This window comes from Kocuria gwangalliensis, assembly GCF_039544365.1.
Lineage (GTDB): Bacteria > Actinomycetota > Actinomycetes > Actinomycetales > Micrococcaceae > Kocuria > Kocuria gwangalliensis.
Map to the genome: position 1 here is coordinate 148,485 of NZ_BAABLN010000029.1, position 17,428 is coordinate 165,912.

The 17,428-nt window shown below is 66.1% G+C and carries 17 protein-coding genes and 1 riboswitch; of the genes, 4 read left to right on the forward strand and 13 right to left on the reverse strand.

What is annotated here, in order from left to right; all coding sequences use genetic code 11:
• Positions 1-3 precede the first annotated feature (3 nt).
• The 12 genes from ABEA06_RS09475 to ABEA06_RS09530 form a co-directional block, all read right to left on the reverse strand.
• Positions 4-819: an alpha/beta fold hydrolase gene (locus ABEA06_RS09475; protein ID WP_345311324.1), complete on the reverse strand. Its 816-nt coding sequence runs from the start codon at positions 817-819 to the stop codon at positions 4-6.
• A gap of 133 nt (positions 820-952) precedes the next feature.
• Entirely contained in the window at positions 953-1,666 is a 714-nt protein-coding gene (locus ABEA06_RS09480) for a hypothetical protein (protein ID WP_303382437.1), read from the reverse strand.
• Positions 1,666-2,613: an ATP-binding cassette domain-containing protein gene (locus ABEA06_RS09485; protein ID WP_303382438.1), complete on the reverse strand. Its 948-nt coding sequence runs from the start codon at positions 2,611-2,613 to the stop codon at positions 1,666-1,668. Before ABEA06_RS09485 ends, ABEA06_RS09480 begins: the two co-directional genes overlap by 1 nt.
• Entirely contained in the window at positions 2,610-2,972 is a 363-nt protein-coding gene (locus ABEA06_RS09490) for a GntR family transcriptional regulator (RefSeq protein ID WP_345311325.1), read from the reverse strand. Before ABEA06_RS09490 ends, ABEA06_RS09485 begins: the two co-directional genes overlap by 4 nt.
• Positions 2,973-3,158: 186 nt before the next feature.
• Positions 3,159-4,028 carry a prenyltransferase gene (locus ABEA06_RS09495; RefSeq protein WP_345311326.1) on the reverse strand — a complete coding sequence of 290 codons (870 nt, stop codon included), beginning with the start codon at positions 4,026-4,028 and terminating at the stop codon, positions 3,159-3,161.
• Positions 4,021-4,410, reverse strand: coding sequence for a lycopene cyclase domain-containing protein (locus ABEA06_RS09500; RefSeq protein WP_312397546.1), 390 nt, complete (start codon positions 4,408-4,410; stop codon positions 4,021-4,023). Before ABEA06_RS09500 ends, ABEA06_RS09495 begins: the two co-directional genes overlap by 8 nt.
• Entirely contained in the window at positions 4,407-4,751 is a 345-nt protein-coding gene (locus ABEA06_RS09505; RefSeq protein WP_345311327.1) for a lycopene cyclase domain-containing protein, read from the reverse strand. The genes ABEA06_RS09500 and ABEA06_RS09505 overlap by 4 nt, the downstream gene beginning before the upstream one ends.
• Positions 4,751-6,334 (reverse strand): phytoene desaturase family protein, encoded by a 1,584-nt coding sequence (gene crtI / locus ABEA06_RS09510; RefSeq protein ID WP_345311328.1) that lies wholly within the window; start codon positions 6,332-6,334, stop codon positions 4,751-4,753. The genes ABEA06_RS09505 and crtI overlap by 1 nt, the downstream gene beginning before the upstream one ends.
• Positions 6,331-7,278, reverse strand: coding sequence for a phytoene/squalene synthase family protein (locus ABEA06_RS09515; protein ID WP_345311329.1), 948 nt, complete (start codon positions 7,276-7,278; stop codon positions 6,331-6,333). Before ABEA06_RS09515 ends, crtI begins: the two co-directional genes overlap by 4 nt.
• Positions 7,279-8,439 carry a polyprenyl synthetase family protein gene (locus ABEA06_RS09520; protein WP_345311330.1) on the reverse strand — a complete coding sequence of 387 codons (1,161 nt, stop codon included), beginning with the start codon at positions 8,437-8,439 and terminating at the stop codon, positions 7,279-7,281.
• On the reverse strand, positions 8,436-8,954 hold the full coding sequence (locus tag ABEA06_RS09525; protein ID WP_345311331.1) for a MarR family winged helix-turn-helix transcriptional regulator: 519 nt from the start codon (positions 8,952-8,954) through the stop codon (positions 8,436-8,438). Before ABEA06_RS09525 ends, ABEA06_RS09520 begins: the two co-directional genes overlap by 4 nt.
• Before the next feature lie 105 nt (positions 8,955-9,059).
• The gene (locus ABEA06_RS09530) at positions 9,060-9,920 is read right to left on the reverse strand and encodes a fructosamine kinase family protein (protein ID WP_345311332.1); all 861 of its coding nucleotides are present in this window, start codon (positions 9,918-9,920) and stop codon (positions 9,060-9,062) included.
• 147 nt (positions 9,921-10,067) lie between these two features.
• Positions 10,068-10,185: riboswitch (SAM riboswitch) on the forward strand.
• 42 nt (positions 10,186-10,227) lie between these two features.
• Here ABEA06_RS09530 and ABEA06_RS09535 point away from each other — a divergent pair.
• From ABEA06_RS09535 to ABEA06_RS09550, 4 genes are all read left to right on the forward strand, one after another.
• Complete coding sequence (locus ABEA06_RS09535) at positions 10,228-11,223, forward strand: methylenetetrahydrofolate reductase (protein ID WP_303383736.1); 996 nt, start codon at positions 10,228-10,230, stop codon at positions 11,221-11,223.
• A 131-nt stretch (positions 11,224-11,354) separates the two neighbouring features.
• A complete protein-coding gene (gene metE / locus ABEA06_RS09540) occupies positions 11,355-13,790 on the forward strand; it encodes a 5-methyltetrahydropteroyltriglutamate--homocysteine S-methyltransferase (protein ID WP_345311333.1) in 2,436 nt (811 codons plus the stop codon).
• Positions 13,787-15,136: an aminotransferase class I/II-fold pyridoxal phosphate-dependent enzyme gene (locus tag ABEA06_RS09545; RefSeq protein ID WP_345311334.1), complete on the forward strand. Its 1,350-nt coding sequence runs from the start codon at positions 13,787-13,789 to the stop codon at positions 15,134-15,136. The genes metE and ABEA06_RS09545 overlap by 4 nt, the downstream gene beginning before the upstream one ends.
• Positions 15,123-16,313 (forward strand): cystathionine gamma-synthase, encoded by a 1,191-nt coding sequence (locus ABEA06_RS09550; RefSeq protein WP_345311335.1) that lies wholly within the window; start codon positions 15,123-15,125, stop codon positions 16,311-16,313. The genes ABEA06_RS09545 and ABEA06_RS09550 overlap by 14 nt, the downstream gene beginning before the upstream one ends.
• 63 nt (positions 16,314-16,376) lie before the next feature.
• Here the strand turns inward: ABEA06_RS09550 and ABEA06_RS09555 are convergent, their stop codons facing one another.
• On the reverse strand, positions 16,377-17,276 hold the full coding sequence (locus ABEA06_RS09555) for a VOC family protein (RefSeq protein WP_345311336.1): 900 nt from the start codon (positions 17,274-17,276) through the stop codon (positions 16,377-16,379).
• Positions 17,277-17,428: the final 152 nt, after the last annotated feature.

Here is a 17,428-nt window from a genome sequence, read left to right on the forward strand (position 1 = left end):
GACTCAGGTGAGCTTGCCCAGGAAGGCGCCCAGAGCGGCGTCGAACTCGGTGGGGTTCTCCATGTTGGGTGTGTGACCGCTGTTGCTGATCACGGCCAACTCGCCGTGGGGCAGCAGCTCGGTCATGCGCTGGGCTGCGCCCCCGTCGAAGGCGTCGTGGTCGCCGGCCATGACCAGGGCGGGCTTGTCGAAAGCCTTGAGGGTCTCGACAAAGTCATTGCGCTCGGCGCGGCCACGCATCGCCGCGGTGGCACCCTCGAGCGGAGCTGCTTGAATCATTTCGAGCACGGTCTTGGCCACCTCGGGCAACCGTTCCACGTTCTCTTCCCACATCATCTTGGGCAGCACGGCCTGGCCGTAGGAGTCCATGCCGCCGCTCACGATTCCGTCGGCGGCCACGTGACGACGACGCCGCCCCGCCGCGTCCTCAGCCTGCGGCACCGTGTCGTTGATGATCAGGGCGCTCACGCGCTCCGGGTGGGATTCGACCAGCTGCATGGCTGCCTGCCCGGCCATCGAGAAGCCCAACAGCACCGTCTGCTGGATCCCCAGCTCGTTGAGCAGCGCAATGACATCCGCCACGAACTCCTCGGTGTACACGATCCCGGGGGTGACCTCCGACTCTCCGAATCCGCGCAGGTCCGGGGCGATCACGCGCCAACCCCGCTCGCTGAAGGCCTTGACCTGGCCGTCCCACATGGAGTGGTCGTAGGCGTGGCCGTGCAACAACACGAGCGGGGTGCCCTGACCCTCGTCCGTGTAGGCGAGGTCAATGTCGTTGACGTGTGCGGTGTGCGTGGTGAAGGCGGAGCGGCTCATGGTTCCCATGATGCCAGCTGTTCGCCCCCGCGTGGCGCGGTTCCAACCCGAACGCCAACTGATCCGGCCATACTGCACGGTAGGTGGGGCTACCGTGCAGTAAGGCCGGATGAAATGGTGGGCGGGCACTCGGCTAGATCTCCGCGAACCTCACCACGGTGCGACTGGCGATGGCCGTGACCACGGTGACGATCAGCAGGCCCAGCGGGATGGTCCAGCGACCGAGTTCACCCGCGAGGTCGAACCAGAAGTCCGGCCACGCCACAACCGCCGCGATCAGGCCGAGAACCAGCAGCACCACGGCGACCACGGAAATCACCGTCCAGATGACACCGGCCGCGCGGTAGATGCCACCGAAACCCATTCCCGCGAACAAGCTCATGAGGCACATGAGGAACAGGGAGATCGCAACGATCAACGGGTTGCCGTTGTCCATGGCCGTCACGGTCAAATAACTGACACCCACGCCGTAACCCGTCGCGGTTTCAATGGCCAGCAGGACAAGGCCCACCGCCACGACGGTCAAAGCCGTGACCACGAACCCCAGTGCGGTTCCGGCCCAAAAGTTGTGACGGGTGCTACCGAAGGCCAGCGACCCGGCAAACCCGCGATTGGCGGTCAGCGCGCCGTGGGAGATCAGGAAACCCGGGATCGCCCAGAAGATGGCCTGGTTGTACTTGAACCCCTCGCTGACCTCCGGCGGCAGCGGTAGGCCGGTGCGAATGCCGATGATGAGCGCGACAATGATCATGATCACGGCCACCAGCAGCAGGATCGCCGGGGCAATCACGAACGAGTTGACCCTGTTGGTCAGGTAGAGTGCGAGGTTTCTCCGTACGTACTGCATCACAAGCCCCTATCCGCATTGTCCGCCCCGCGCATACCGCGTGCGGCTACAAGTTCTTGCAAGGTGACCGGTTCCACGGACACGTTGGCCTCATCGGCGCGGCGGTGATCCTCGCCGGTGGCGGTGCCGTCCACGGTGATCGAGAGAATGTTGCCCAGCCGGTGCTCACGGAGGATCCGGCGACCACCGGCCAGTTCACGCACCACGGGCTCAAGGCCTCGCAGCACGAACGCGCTGTCCCTGGCCTGGTCGATGTCCGCGTCCACGGTGACCCGCCCGTCCTCCAGCAGCACCACGTTCTCCAGCAGGTCCGACACCTCGTCGATCAGGTGGGTCGAGAGAATGACCGTCCGCGGATGCTCCGCCATGGCCCGAGCGAACTCCTCGTAGAACAGCGCCCGGTGCCCCGGATCCAAACCCAGGTACGGCTCGTCCATGAAGGTGTACGGTGCGCGCGCGGCCAGGGCGATCACACTGACCAATGCGCTGCGCTGGCCCCGGGAGAGCTTCACCGCGCGCGTACCCATGGGCAGATGGAACCGTGAGGCCAATCGTTCGGCCAGCTCCGCATCCCAGTTGGAGTAGAACGTGGGGAGGATGCGCAGCAGCGAGGCGGGGGTGTCGTCGTCGTGGAACTTCTGGTCTTCGTGAATGAAGCACGTGCGCGCCAGGACCTGGGCGTTCTCCCGCGGGTCCTCACCGTCGATGAGAATTTCGCCGGAGCTGCGGAACTTGTGGTTCAAGATCACCGACATCAACGTGGTCTTACCCACGCCGTTCGCACCGAGCAGCCCGTGCACCCGGTTGGGAGCGAAATCCACGGTGATGTCCTTAAGCACGTGTTTCTTTCCGAACGACTTGTTCAGGCTTCTGATCCGGATGCCCCGCTGGCCCGTGTCCCACGGAGCACCCGTTCGATGATCTGCCTGGAGAGCTTGGGAACTCATGGCATGTCCTTTCTAATGAGCGCAACCATGTCGTCGAGGGACAAACCCAGTCGCTGCGCCTCGGCCACGGCCGGGCGGATGAAATCTTCGGCAAACGCCGTGCGGCGCTCCTCGCGCAGAATCTCGGGACCGTTGGCAGCCACGAACGTTCCTATGCCCCGACGCCGCACCAGGACTCCCTGGTCGACCAACCGTCCCAGCGCCTTACCCGCGGTTGCGGGGTTGATGCGGTAGAACGCCGCCAACTCGTTCGTTGAGGGCACAGCCGAGTCCACCGGGTAATTGCCCTGGAGGATGTCATCCGCAATCTGGTCAGCCAGGACCATGAAGATCGGGCGGCCATCGTGTCTCGGTGTCATGACACCTCCTCCGGTTCCTTGGTTAGTTACTTCACTAATTAACCACTGAACCGGTGAGCCGTCAATGGTGACCGCCCTCGGATGTGCGAGGTACGACTGATTCACCAATTGATCCGGCCTTACTGCACGGTAGGTGGGTCTACCGTGCAGTAAGGCCGGATGAAATGGTGGGACGCGGTCGCGGTGTTACCGAACCGCCGCCCACCAGAGGAGCAGCATGGTCACCAGGAAGCCGGTGAAGTAGTTCAGCCACAAGAACGTTTTCCAACCGGCATTGGCGCGGCCGGAATCACTGTCCGTGACGGTGCGGAAGCGCAACACGTTCACCACATACGGCACCGCCAACAGCGCCGCGAATTGCCCGGGCCAGTCGGTCAGCAGCATCAACAACCCGGCGCCGGCATACAGCAGAGCGGAAACCCACACCGTGGGGCGGGCCCCGAGCACCGTGGCCACGGAGGCCAGCCCACCCTCACGGTCGGGAACAACATCCTGCACGGCTCCGAACATCTGCGAGGCCATCCCCCACAGGAAGAATCCGGCCAGCAGTGACCACAACCCCAGGGTGAAGTCCGCACCGGTCAGCACGAGTCCGTAGAGCGCCGGGGACACGAAGTGGGTGGAAGACGTCAGGGCATCCAGGAACGGCTTCTCCTTGAACCGCAGCCCCGCCCACGAGTAGGCCACCACCGCGAACAGGGAAACAGCGAGCACCGCGATCGACCACGGGTTCCCGGTGACCAGTGCCCAGCCCACCAAGATCACGACGAACGGGACCGGTACCACACAGGACGCGAGCAGCACCGAGCGCTGCGCAGACCTGTCCACCACCGCTCCCTCCACGCCGCCCTTGCGAGGATTGCGGAGGTCGGATTCGTAGTCGAAAACGTCGTTGATGCCGTACATCGCCAGGTTGTAGGGCACCAGGAAGAACACGGTTCCGAGCACCACGAGCCACCACGGCAGTCCCCCGGTCAGCAGCACCGCCGCCGCGAACGGGTAGGCGGTGTTGACCCAGCTCAGCGGCCGGGAGGCCCAGAACAGTTTGCTAATCACGCGTCTCCCGCGGGTTGTCGAGTGCGGTGCGGCCGCCCGGTTCGCGTTCATCCGAGATTCCTCCGGGCACCCGCCCAGACGCCACCCGGCCACCCAAGAGCAGCCACAGTCCCGGAAGGAGGAGCACCCCGGCCAGGGGGTACGCGAAGTCCTCGAGTGGTGCCAGCCCCACCTGCACCCCGGAAATGTTCTGGTCCGTGTAGGCCATGATCCCCACGGCAATCATCAGGTTGTCGAACACCGCCGTGAGCACGAACAGCAGAACGGTCGAGGCGCCCAACGCACCCCAGAACAACGAACCCGGTTTGCGCAGCAGCACCGCCGCCACCAGCACCAGTGCGGCAAGGCCCAAAAAGATGAAGTTCACGTCCCAGTACGTCACGGCCGGTCCCCCTCGGGCGAGCGCGAGCGCAAGCGCAGCCACCGCCACAGCACGGGCGCGCCCAGGACGTACATCATGGTTTGGTAGCACAGGAACGCCAGGAAGAAGATCTCTTCGATCGGAAGCTCGGGTGCCACGAAGATGCCCAGCGTGAGCGAGTTGTCGCCGTGCCAGAAGAGTCCGTGGAAGATGGCGACCACGTCCCATGCGAGGAAGAACAGCACGCCGAGGACCAGCACGATCCAGGCTCGCAACGGTGAACCCGACCAGAAATAGAGATTCCAGCGGCGGTCGATCAGGGCATAGCAACCAATGAACACGAACAGCATCAACAAGTACATCAGTTGCTGCGCTCCTCCGGCGCAGTTTCCCGAACTGCATCGAGTACCACTTCGGACGAGATGAGGCACATGGGGACCCCGATTCCCGGCCGCACGGACGAACCCGCGTAATACAGCCCCTTGATTCCCCTGTCGCGCACGCCCGGCCGGAACAAGGCCGATTGCGCGAGTGTATGCCCGGGGCCGAGCAAAGATCCCCGCCACGCGTTGACGGTGGACACGAAATCACCGGGGCCGTAGGTTCTGCGTACCACGATCCGGTCTGCCAGGTCCTCGATGCCGGCCCATCGGGCCAGTTGGGCCACGGCGGCGTCAGCCACCTTCTCGACCTGCGGTGAACCCGGTTGATTCACCTCGGTCGTGTGTATCCCTCCCCGGCCCCATTCGGGCACTGCCGGTGACGGAACCAGGATGAACAGGTTCTCGTCCCCGTCCGGGGCGGTTTTCGGGTCGGTTGCGGAGGTCATGCACACGTAAATGGATGTCTCGTCCGCGAGTTCTTTGCCCTGCGCAATCCGCGCGAAGTTGTCCGGCCAGTCCGCCGTGAACAACAGATTGTGGTGGACCAGTTCGGGCAGCTTTCCACGCACGCCCAGGCACACGAGCACACCGGAGGGTCCCGGGTCGCGGTGCTTCCAGCGCGACTCGGGTGCGCGGAACGGCTGGGGCAGCAATTGAGTCTGCAGGTGGTGCAGGTCGGTCGCGCCGACGACGACGCTCGCCGCCTCGCGCTCCTGGGTCCCGTCCGCAAGGCGGTACCGCACGCCGGTGACGGCGCCGCGGCGCCGTCTGCCGAGGGGCACCAAGGAACCGGAGGAGCTCACGTCGATACCGGTGACCGTGGCGCCGGTGACGATGTCCACACCGGCCTCGCGGACGAGCCGTTCCATGGCGTCCACGAGTGCGGCGAAACCGCCCCGCGGATACTGCACACCGTCCGTGAGATCCAGGTGGCTCATCAAGTGGTACATGGCCGGGGCGGAATCCGGGGCCGCGCCCAAGAAGACCGCGGGGTAACCCAGGATCTGACGCTCACGCGGCTCGGGGAACCGCTTGGCAATGTAGCCCTCCATCGAGTTGCTGAGCAGCGCACCCAGCCGGGGCAGGTTCTTGAGCACCTCGGGAGTCATGAGCTCCGAGGGCTTGGTGAAATTGGTGTACAGGAAGTACTTCTTGGCCAGCTCGTAGACCTCGGCTCCGGAGTGCAGATATTTCTTGAGCGCCGTTCCGGACCCCGGGTCGAGTTGCTCGAAGAGTTCCTCCGCTTCCCCGGACACCACGTCCACGGGTGGCGAATCACGGTGCTGTTGGAAGAACGTGCGGTAGCCGGGGGTCAGCTTCTGCAGGTCGAGTTCCTGTTCGGCGCCGGATCCCATGAGGCGGAACCACCGGTCGATGACCTCGGGCATGAGGTACCAACTGGGGCCGGTGTCGAAGCGGAAGCCCTGAGCGGACCAGCGACCCGAGCGCCCACCCAGGGTCTGCTGTTGCTCGAGCAGCAGGACATCGTGGCCGTCCTTGGCCAGCAACCCGGCCGTGGCCAGACCCGCGAATCCGCCCCCGATCACCATCGTGCGACTCATGAAGCACCTCGCGATCCGGCACCGGAACCAATGCCCGCATCGCAGCGCGGCACGCTGCGAGATCCCGCGAGTACGCGCGCGGCAATGCGCGTCTTGACCGCGGTGGGCACGCTGATGCGCTGTTCGGTCAACGTGGCCGCAGGCACCGCGGCGATCCTGCGAGCCAGTTCGTGGAACAGGCCGTGGGCCAGCAGTACCGCGCGGCGGGCCCGCCGGTCGAGCGCGAGGATTCCGGGTACGGCGGCGGCGAGATCCGCGTGGAGATCGGCGAGCAACTCATTTTTCTCGGCCTCACCCAATTCGGTGGGGTCCGTGTCCGGGAAGTAGGTGCGGCCCAGCTGATCATGATCAGCACCGAGATCCCGCAGGAAATTGACCTTCTGGAACGCGGCACCCAACCGGCGTGCGGTTGCGCGCAGCATCTCGCGCTGTTCGGGGGTGTCCGCGCGAGTGCCGGGCAGGTCCATGAACACTTCCAGGCACATGAGACCAATGACTTCCGCGGAACCATAAATGTAGGTTTCCAAGGACTCGGGGTCGTGTTCGGACACGTCCAGATCCGCGCGCATGGACGCGAAGAACGGCGCGGTCAGTTCACGACCGAATCCGTGACGGCGGGCGACGTCGGCAAATGCGTGGACCACCAGGTTGGTCGAGAACCCGCTGGTTAGGCCCCGTTCCACCTCGGTTTCGAGTTCGTCCAGGGCCGCACGCACGGGACCCGTGGCCAGCCCGGCGGCAGAGGCGGTGCCGTCCACCACTTCATCGGCCACCCGAACCAGGGCATAAATGCTGGAGATGTCCCGGCGGCACTCGCGGGGCAGAGTGCGGCACGCCCACGAGAAGGATGTGGAGTACCGCCCGATGACTTGGCCCGCGGCCGCGGCCGCGGTGCGGGTGTACAGCGGCAAGGGTGCGCGCGGGGATACCTCGAGTCGAGTCACTTACTTCCTCCGATGCAGCACGTAATGACAAATGGCACTGAGCTCGGCACGTTCCGCCTCCGGCAGCGGCAGCCGCTCGAGTGCGTCCTGTGCATCGGCCACAAGCTCCGCGGCCAATTTCACGGCACTGGTCTCGGCCCCGGCCTGTGCCAGGGCAGCCTTGACCTGCGCCACCGTGACGTTTCCGGCGGCGAATCCGGCAAGTGCTTTACGGGCTCGGGCGTCCTGCATCCCGTGAGCCGTGAGCACGGTGGCCTTGCCCTCGCGCAGGTCCGCTTCGGTGGATTTTCCGGTCAATCTCGGGTCCCCGAAGGTTCCCAGAACGTCGTCCACCACCTGGTAGGCCACGCCGATCCGCGAACCCGCCTGCGCGAGGCGAGCGGCGTCTTCCTGGTTTGCACCAGCCAGCAACGCGCCGGCCCTGAGCGGGGCCTCGAACGAGTAGGTGGCGGTCTTGAGCCGTTCCATGTTGAGGATGTCCTGCACGGCGGGGTGTTGCTGTCCGTAGCGATGCATGGACAACAACACGTCGTCCAACTCACCGGCGGCCGATGCCGTCACAGCATCGAACACCACCGCGGACACGGCTTGTAATCGAACCGGATCAGTGGTGCACGTGGTGGCCAGTTGAAGGGCCCCGGCCAGCAGCAGGTCACCGCCGATGATCGCGACCGCCTCACCCAGGTGTTGGGCTTCGTCCGACGGTGCCCCCGCACTGTGCGCGTCCCTGCGGTAGAGCTCCCCCACCGTGGGCCGCCCGCGACGCACGGGATCGCGGTCGACCACGTCGTCGTGCACCAGAAGGGCGGCATGCAGTAGCTCGAAGGACGCCGCCAGGCGCACGCAATCGGGATCGGGGGCGTTGCGGGTCGCGCCGTCCATGACGGGCTCCGCGCGTCCGCCGAAGGCCCGCCAGGCCAGGCGGGTCAGACGCGGCCGCAGCAATTTTCCGCCCGTGACCTGCTCACGAATCCGCGAGCGCAGCACCGGAAACCCGGGGCTGCATCGAACCGTGTCCTTGAGACCGTCGAAGTAGGCGTCCAGTTCTTCGGCCACGGCCACGCAGAAGTCGTCCCAGGCGGGATCGGACGTGGCAACCGCCCCGCCGCGCAGCGGCACGGGAAAGGGCTGGTGGGTGTCGGTCAACCGTGGAGAGTTCATCCGTGATCCTCCCCGGTTGTCAGGGGCTCCGCCGGTCGCGCTGCCTGAGTGGGCCGATCCCGGAGTTCGTCCCGGTAGGTCTCCAGGCGGGTCGCGGTTCCCTGGAGAAATGTCAGAACCACAGCGCGACCGCGCTCGTCGAGCTTCTCCAGTTCTTCCTCGACCATGTTCATCATGGGGTACACGTGCTCCATGGTCATGGCGCGGGACGCATCCACCGCCCGAATGGTCATGCGGCGCCGGTCATCGGGATGGGGCTCGCGCACGGCGTGGCCCGCCCGAACCAACCGATCCACCACTGCCGTGGCCGCCGCACTGGTGACGTGCAGCGCGCGTGCCAGCTCGGTGGGGCCCATGGGGTTTCGCATCAAGATGGCCATCGCGTGGTAGTCGGTCTCCTTGAGACCCATGATCCTGCGGGCCTGGTAGCCAATGTCGTCGTTGACGCGCACCACCCGGCGCAGCTCGCGGCTTTGTGGGCTGACAAAATCGGGCCTGAACCGCGACTCCGCCATTAAAAACCTCGAACTTTTAGGAATTAGAAAAGTTGATAACCATGATGCTTGAAAAACATAGGCCCTGTCCAACGTGACAAGGCGTGTCCGACTGGTGGTTCCACCTCAGCGCACCCGTTGCAGAGCATTCAGCACGGCGTTCCCGTAGCCGCCACCGAAACGGATCGCATGCACCAACAACGGCGGTACTTGGTACCACAGGACACGCTCGCGCCAACCGTCGGCCAGGGGGTAAACGTCGTTGTAGGCGTTGAAGCAGGCCTCACCGAACCCGCCGAACAGCAGCATCATGGCCAGGTCGTATTCCCGATGCCCGTAGAACGAGGACGGGTCGACCAGCCAGTTGTGGCCGCTCGCATCGATCACCCTGTTGCCGGCCCACAGGTCACCGTGCAGCAGACTGGGCGGCTCGGTGGGACCGGCTAGTTCGGCCGCACGCGGGGCCAGTTCAGCCAACAGGTCCGACGCCGCAGGGTCCAGTTTCCCCGTGTCGATCGCCGTGCGCAGCAGAGGTTCGATCCTGCGATGCAGCAGGAAATCGGCCCAGTCGTCGGTGGGTGAGAGGTCCACCGGGAACGAGCCGATGCGCTGCGGCAGCTCAGGGTCGATCGCACCGAAATGCGGCGCGTCCGCGCGGTGGATCCGGGCCAGGCCGCTGCCGCATTCGGCCTCGGTTGGCGGCCCGCCCGCACCGTAGGATTCATTGATCCATTCCAGGACCAGACCCTGATCGCTCACACGGATCACGCGGGGCACGGACAGTTCGGCCGGTGCCGCCGCGCGGAGCGCTTCGAGGCTGGCCGCCTCCAATTCGAGCACACCGGCCGGAGCGTCGAGCATGGTTTTGGCGAACAACGGCCCGTCGGGGGTTTCCAGGCGATACGCGGCGGCCGTATCCCCACCGCTCAGCGATCGCACTCCCGTGACATCAAGGTCGGCAAGGAGGTCTTCGGGCAACTGGTCCATGGTTCTTCTCTACACCATTCCCACGACACTCGCAGGGACTTTTTCCCCGCTGACGGCCTGTGACAACGGGACAAAACAATGGAGTCCACTCGTTCCAGCGTGTGACGTGCACCGCCACAATAATGTGCTAGTGTCTTCAGCAACAAGGATCAAGAGTCCCGGTGTGAAGCTCTGGCTAACCGGGCGGCAACCCTCCAGCACGTAGCGGGGTGCCCCAGATGACGATCCGGCCGCCGCGCAACCGCACGGCGAGCAAGTACGGCGCACGGAGAAACCTCCGGCGTCCCGAACCGCCGGAGGTATTTTTATGCCCGCCCTGTCCACACCCCAGGTCTCGGAGCAGACCGTCACCACGGGGCCACCCACGGGAACGTCGTGGTTGGTGCGCAGGCCGCGCCGCGAATCCTTGATCTCGTTCGAGGTGTTCCCGCCACACCCCACCCGCGATCCGGAGGCCGTGTGGCGCAACATCGACACCATGGCCGCGGCCGGCCCGGATTTCTTCTCGGTCACCCACGGGCACTCCGGCACCAACGGGGTCTCCCGCGAGACACTGCGGCACCTGCTCAAGCAGACCAAGACCCCCGCCGTGGCCCACCTGACCTGCGGTGGCACCGATCGCGCGGGCTTGGAGCGCGCCGTCGAAGATTTACTTGACGACGGCGTTCGCGACCTTCTCGCCCTGCGCGGCGATCCGCCCGTGGGCGGCGGCGAGTGGGTGACCCACCCGGGTGGTTTACACCGAGCATCGCAACTTGTCGAGCTGATCCGCGAGGTCGAGGAACGGAGGTTCGGCGCGTGCGAGCGCCCCGGAAAAAGGCCGGTCTCGGTGTCAGTTGCCTGTTACCCCGTGGCCGCCAAGGGCCGCGATTTTGAAGCGGACCTCGCCGCGCTGTGGGACAAGCAGGAGGCGGGAGCGGATTACGCAATCACCCAGGTGCTCTACGACGCCCAGGACTACGTGCGGTTCCTGGAGCGTGCGCGCTCGGAGGGCATCCACATTCCGATCATCGCCGGCCTGGTTCCGCTGACCGACATCAAGCGCCTAGGCCGAATGACCGAGCTGACCGGCGTACCGATCCCCGAGCGGATCACCAACTTCCTGGGTACGGACAATCCGTCCGAACTGCGCCGCAGGGGCATTGCGGCAACGCTCACCTTGATCGATGAGCTGCTGGACTTCGGTTGCCCGGGTCTGCACTTGTTCACGTTCAACCGGCCGGACGCCCCACTGGCCATCCTTGATCATCTCCGGGTGCGCGATGCCGCCCGCGAGTTCCGTGGGAGTTCGTCGGCGGCCTGACCGCCGCGCACCGGTGGCCCCACTGCCGCCACACGGGCACCCGCACCACCCTTCCGACAGAACCTTTTCGCAACGGTCACAGCGACCGTGGCTTCCCATTTCACACCCTTTTATCCTCAGGAGCACCCCAAATGACTGCTATTTCCAAGCCCTCGTTCCCCGCCGCTACCATCCTGGGTTACCCCCGGATCGGCCCCAACCGAGAACTCAAGAAGGCCTTGGAGGCCTACTGGTCCAGGCCCGCAGAGAACCCCGCGCAGTCCGTTCTGGACACGCTCGCTCAGTTACACGAGCGCACCGTTCGCCACCTCAGCGACCTCGGTCTCACCGACGCCGCCGCCATCCCCGCTGACACGTTCGCCGTGGACCAGACGCTGGACACCGCACTGGCCCTGGGCGCGGTCCCGGCCCGCTTCCGCGCGGACGGTTTCCGCCCCGCCGCTCCGGACACCGCGCAGGGCATCGAGCTGATCACCGCGCTGTCCCGTGGAACCGATCGCCTGGAGCCGCTGGAGATGACCAAGTGGTTCGACACCAACTACCACTACTACGTTCCCGAGATCGGCCCCGATACCCCGCTGTCCGCGCACCCAGAAAGCTTGATCGAACGCTTCGTGACCACCCGTGACACCACCGGTGCCATCACCCGCCCGGTGCTGGTCGGCCCCGTGACCCTGTTGCTGCTGGCCCGCCCGGAAACCACGGACGCCCCGGGCACCCAGCCCTTCGACCGACTCAACGACGTGGTGGACCTCTACATCCAGCTGCTCACCGCGCTCAAGGACGCGGGTGTCCCGTGGGTCGAACTGGACGAGCACGCCCTGGCGGCAGAAGGCTGGGACGTCCCCCGCGACACCATCATCGACGCCCTGACCAAGGCCTACACCCGCCTGAGCTTCCCCTCGAACCGCCCCGACATCCTGGTCGCCGTGGGGTACGGGGACGCCGGAGAGGCCGCCCAGCTCGGACTCGCCGCCACCGACATCGAGGCCCTCGCCATTGACCTCGACCGCGGCAACGAACCCGGTGAGGCCGCGCTCGAGGCGTGGGGCGAGCGCCCACTCGTGGGCGGCGTCGTCGGCGGCCGTACGGTGTGGCGCACGGATCTGGGGAGGGCCTCGGAAACCTTGGACCGGCTCAAGGCCACCGCGCGCGGCCCCGTGAGTGTGGGAACCGCGACCCCGTTGCTGCACGTCCCCCACGATGTGGAGCGCGAAACCGCCCTGGACCCGGACATCAAGGAATGGGTTGCGTTCGCGGATCAAAAGGTCGCCGAGGTTGTCACGCTGTCCCGCGGGCTGAGCGACGGCTGGTCCACGGTGGCCGCGGAACTCGGCAAGGACGCGCTGATCCGCTCCCGCCGAGCCGCGCACCCGGCCACGAACCGCAAGGAGGTTCGTGCCCGCACAGCGGCCGTGCAGCAGCGGGATCGCGAGCGCGCGTCTGCCGATGAGCGCCGCGCCGCCCAGGCCCAGCGGCTGAACCTGCCGCCGCTGCCCACCACGACCATTGGTTCGTTCCCCCAGACCCCCGGCATCCGCACCACGCGCGCCGATTTCCGCGCCGGCCGCATCGACCAGGCCGAGTACACGCAGAAGATCCGGGCCGAGATCGCACAGACCGTACGCACGCAGGAAGAGCTCGGCCTGGACGTGCTGGTGCACGGTGAACCCGAGCGCAATGACATGGTGCAGTACTTTGCCGAGGGTCTCGACGGGTTTGTCACCACCCAGCACGGGTGGGTGCAGTCCTACGGTTCGCGCTGCACGCGCCCGTCCATCCTGTTCGGTGATGTCTCCCGCCCGGCCCCCATCACGGTGGACTGGACCCGATACGCGGCGTCACTGACGGATCGCCCGGTCAAGGGCATGCTGACCGGTCCGGTCACCATCCTGGCCTGGTCGTTCGTGCGCGACGACGCCCCCGCCCGCGAGGTCGCCGACCAGGTGGCCCTGGCCCTGCGCGACGAAATCACGGACCTCGAGGCCGCCGGAACCGCCGTCATCCAGGTGGACGAACCCGCCCTGCGCGAACTGCTGCCGCTCACGCTGGCCGACCGCCCGGATTACCTGGACTGGTCCGTGGGATCGTTCCGCCTGGCCACGGGCGGTGCGGAGACCGCAACCCAGATCCACACCCACCTGTGCTACTCCGAGTTCGAGACCGTGCTGGACGCCATCGACGGCCTTGATGCGGACGTCACCACGCTGGAGGCCTCGCGCTCCGGTTCGGGGATTGTGGACGGGCTGGCCGCGGGCAACTTCCCGCGTGACGTGGGCCCCGGTGTGTGGGACATCCACTCCCCGCGCGTACCCACCTTTGACGAGGTCGCTCAGCGTGTGCGCCACGCCGCCAAGGTCATTGGTGCGGACCGCGTGTGGGTCAACCCCGACTGCGGCCTGAAGACCCGCGGCTGGCCCGAGACCGAGGCCGCCCTCGATCGCCTCGTGGCCGCCGCCGTCACCGTCCGCGCGGAATTGACCCACGACGACGCCGCCTCGGCACCTTCCGTGGCCGCCGCCTCCGCAGACACCACCGCTCGTGCGGCGGAAGGGAGCCTCCTGTGACCGAGCACGTCAACGCCCCCCTGGGCACCCCCATTGTGGCGCCCATCCACCACAGCGCCGCGTATGCGTTCGCCAGCCTGGCCGACGCTCGGGCGGTCTTCGCGCAGCGTGCCTCCGGGTACACCTACGCCCGCACCGGCAACCCGAACGTCACCGCACTGGAATCCGCAGTGACCAAACTGGAACGCGCCGAGTGCGCCGTGGCCACCTCGTCCGGGCAGGCCGCGGTGACCCTGGCGTTACTCGCGCTGACCGGACCGGTCAACGGGCACGTGGTGGCGTCCTCCCACCTGTACGGCGGCACCGTGGACCTGCTCACGGACACACTCGCCGAAACCGGGTTGACCGTGACGTTCGCTGATCCGCGCCGGCCCGAGGAATGGGAGGCCGCGGTGACCTCACAGACCCGCGTGTTTTTCCTGGAGTCGATTGCCAACCCGCTCGCGGATCTCCCGGAACTGGAGACGATCGCGGACATCGCTCACCGCAACGGTGCCGTGGTGATCGTGGACAACACCGTGGCCACCCCGCATCTGTTCACCCCCGGCGAGCACGGAGCGGACCTGGTGGTCCACTCGGCCACCAAGTACCTCTCCGGTCACGGCGGCCCCCTGGGCGGTCTGCTGGTGGACACCGGCAACTTTGACCCCACCGAGGACCCGCAGCGTTGGCCGTGGCTGACCACATCGCATCCGCGCTGGGGTGATCGCTCCCCCGTGGAGGTCTACGGCGCCAAGCGTGCGCTGTTGGGCGTGGCCCGCTGCAAGTACCTCAACGACCTGGGCCCGTGTATGAGCGCCATCACGGCCCACGAGATCCTGCAGGGAATCTCCACGCTGGGAGTGCGCGTGGAGCGCCAGTCGGCCACGGCGGCGTCGTTGGCGGCAACCTTGAACCGGCACCCCGCCGTGGCTCGCGTGCACCACCCACATTTCGGCGGTGCGCGGCAGGAAGAGTTGTACGAGCAGGGTGGCTACCGGGGCGCCGGCGGGGTGTTCTCGATCGATCTCAACGGCGTCCCAGAGCAGGTCGAGCACGTGGTCGATTCCCTGCGACTCATCAAGCTCGCCGCCAACATCGGCGACGTGCGCACCCTGGTGGCCCACCCCGCGAGCATGACGCATTGCCGTCTGACCCCCGAGCAGTTCCGTGCCAGCGGCATCACCGGGCAGACCCTGCGCTTCACCGTGGGCCTCGAGGATGTCGCGGACCTCACCGCGGACCTGTTCCAAGCACTGTCCGTGATCGCGGACGCCACCGAGTCGCCGGCGGCGTGGGAACACCTCCCCCACACCGCCCGCGCCACCGCCCACCAGCAGAAGGACTCTTTCCATGACCATCACTGATTTCTCGCTGCCCGGCCTGGCCACGCGCGCCATTCACGCCGGCCAGGAACCGGATCCGACCACCGGTGCCGTGGTCCCGCCGATCTACCAGACCTCCACGTTCGTGCAGGACGGCGTCAACCAATTCCGCACCGGCGGCTACGAGTACAGCCGCGGTTCCAACCCCACGCGCGGCGGATTCGAGGAACAGCTCGCCGCTGTGGAGCGCGGCACCCGTGCGTTCGCATTCGCCTCCGGCATGGCCGCCGAAGACGCCCTGTTACGCTCGGTCCTCAAGCCCGGCGACCACATCGTGTTGGCCGCGGACGTGTACGGCGGCACCTTTCGCTTGGTCGACCAGGTGCTCTCCAAGTGGGGTGTCACGCACAGCTTCGTGCCGTCCGCTTCCGCCGACGACGCCGCCGCAACCGTTCGCGCCGGCGAGACCAAGGTGTTGTGGTTGGAGACGCCGTCCAATCCCCTGCTTCGCGTCGCGGACATCGCCGCGTGGGCGCAGGTCGCCGACGCCGCCGGGGCCCTTTTGGTGGTCGACAACACGTTTGCGTCCCCCGCCCTGCAGAACCCCCTGACCCTGGGAGCGCACGCGGTGGTGCATTCGACCACCAAGTACATTGGAGGCCACTCGGACGTGTTGGGCGGTGCCGTGGTGGTGGGCAACACCGAGTGGGACGGCCAGCCGTTGAGTGAGCTGATTGGTTTCCAGCAGTTTGCCGGCGGTGCGGTGGCCGGCCCCTTCGATTCCTTCCTGGCCGCGCGCGGATTGAAGACCCTGCCGTTGCGGATGGAACGTCATTGCTCCAATGCGCTGGCCGTTGCTCGCTGGCTGCGTGGCCGGGAGGATGTTCTGGAAGTGTTCTACCCCGGGCTCGAGGAACACCCCGGTCACGAGCTGGCCACGTCGACCCTGAACGGGGGTTTTGGCGGCATCATTTCATTCCGGCCCCGCGGCGGTGAGGCAGTAGCCCACACGTTCGTGAAGACCACGCAGCTGTACAACCTGTCCGTGAGCCTGGGCGGTGTGGAGTCGCTGACGTGCGTGCCCCACGGTATGACCCACGCTTCGCGCGTGGGCACCCCGCACGAAGTTCCCAAGGACCTGGTCCGGCTGTCCGTGGGGATCGAGGACCTGCAGGATCATGTGGCAGACCTGGATCGCGCCCTGACTGCAACACACTAATCAACCGTCTTTGGTTGATCCACCATGGTGGCCGGACTTGCCCCTGAGTCCGGCCACCAGTGTTTAGTCGCCTCGCAGTTGGGCGATATCGAGTTTTTTCATGGTCAGCATGCGTTCGAATGCCCCGGGCTGTTTTATCAAATCGTCGATGTCCACCGGCACGATCTGCCAGCTCACGCCGAACTGATCCGTGCACCAGCCGCATTGCTCGGCCTCGGGCACTGCTGAGAGGGCCTCCCAGAACCGGTCGATCTCATCCTGGTCGTTGCAATTGACCATCAACGACACCCCGGGAGTGAAGCTGAAGTCCTGCGTCACACCGGAATCCATGGCCGAGAACCATTGGCCTTCCAACGTGAAGTCCGAATACATGACAGCGCCCGGCCCCGCAGGACCCGTCTGGTCCGCGTAGGGCATGAAAGCGCCGGGTTTGGTGTCCCCGAATACTCCCGTGTAGTACTCGACGGCTTGCTTGGCATGGTTCTGTGCCGGGCCACCGAACATCAGCGATGGGGTCACGAAGGGGCGCGGTTCACCCTCGGGATTGGTGAGCATGAGCTGCCAGCTCACGCCGTAGCGGTCCTGCACCCACCCGTAGTACTCACTGAACGGGTACGTGTCCAGGGGCATAAGAGTGGTGCTGCCCGGAGACAGCCGGTCCCACACCCGTTGCAGCGTGGCCTTGGCGTTCTCGTCCCTGGACGGATCGAAGTTCAACAGGAACGAGATGGCCGGGTTCGGCGTGAACTCCTCGCCCGCATTGATCAGGAGCACCTGGTATCCCTCGATTTCCAGGACTGCCGTGAGCAGTTCGCCCGCGAAATCCTTCTGGAACTCCAGAAGTCCTTCCGTCGGGTAGTCGGACGAACCCACCACGTGCGTGTTGGGCAGGGCATGTTCGTAGAATTCGACACCTTCCGCCGCGTTGCCTTGGAACCAGAGGTTGGGCACGATCTTTTGCATGGGATTCTCCTCTGCCGATTCTGGAGCGGGCTGACCCCAAGGGATCAACGGCGCTGGGTCCAGTATCGGCCCGCCCGACAGCGCTGGCAATGATCGAGCGGGCCTTGACTGAAAGAGCCGCGGGCGGCCTTCCTCGCAAGGGCGAGGAAGGC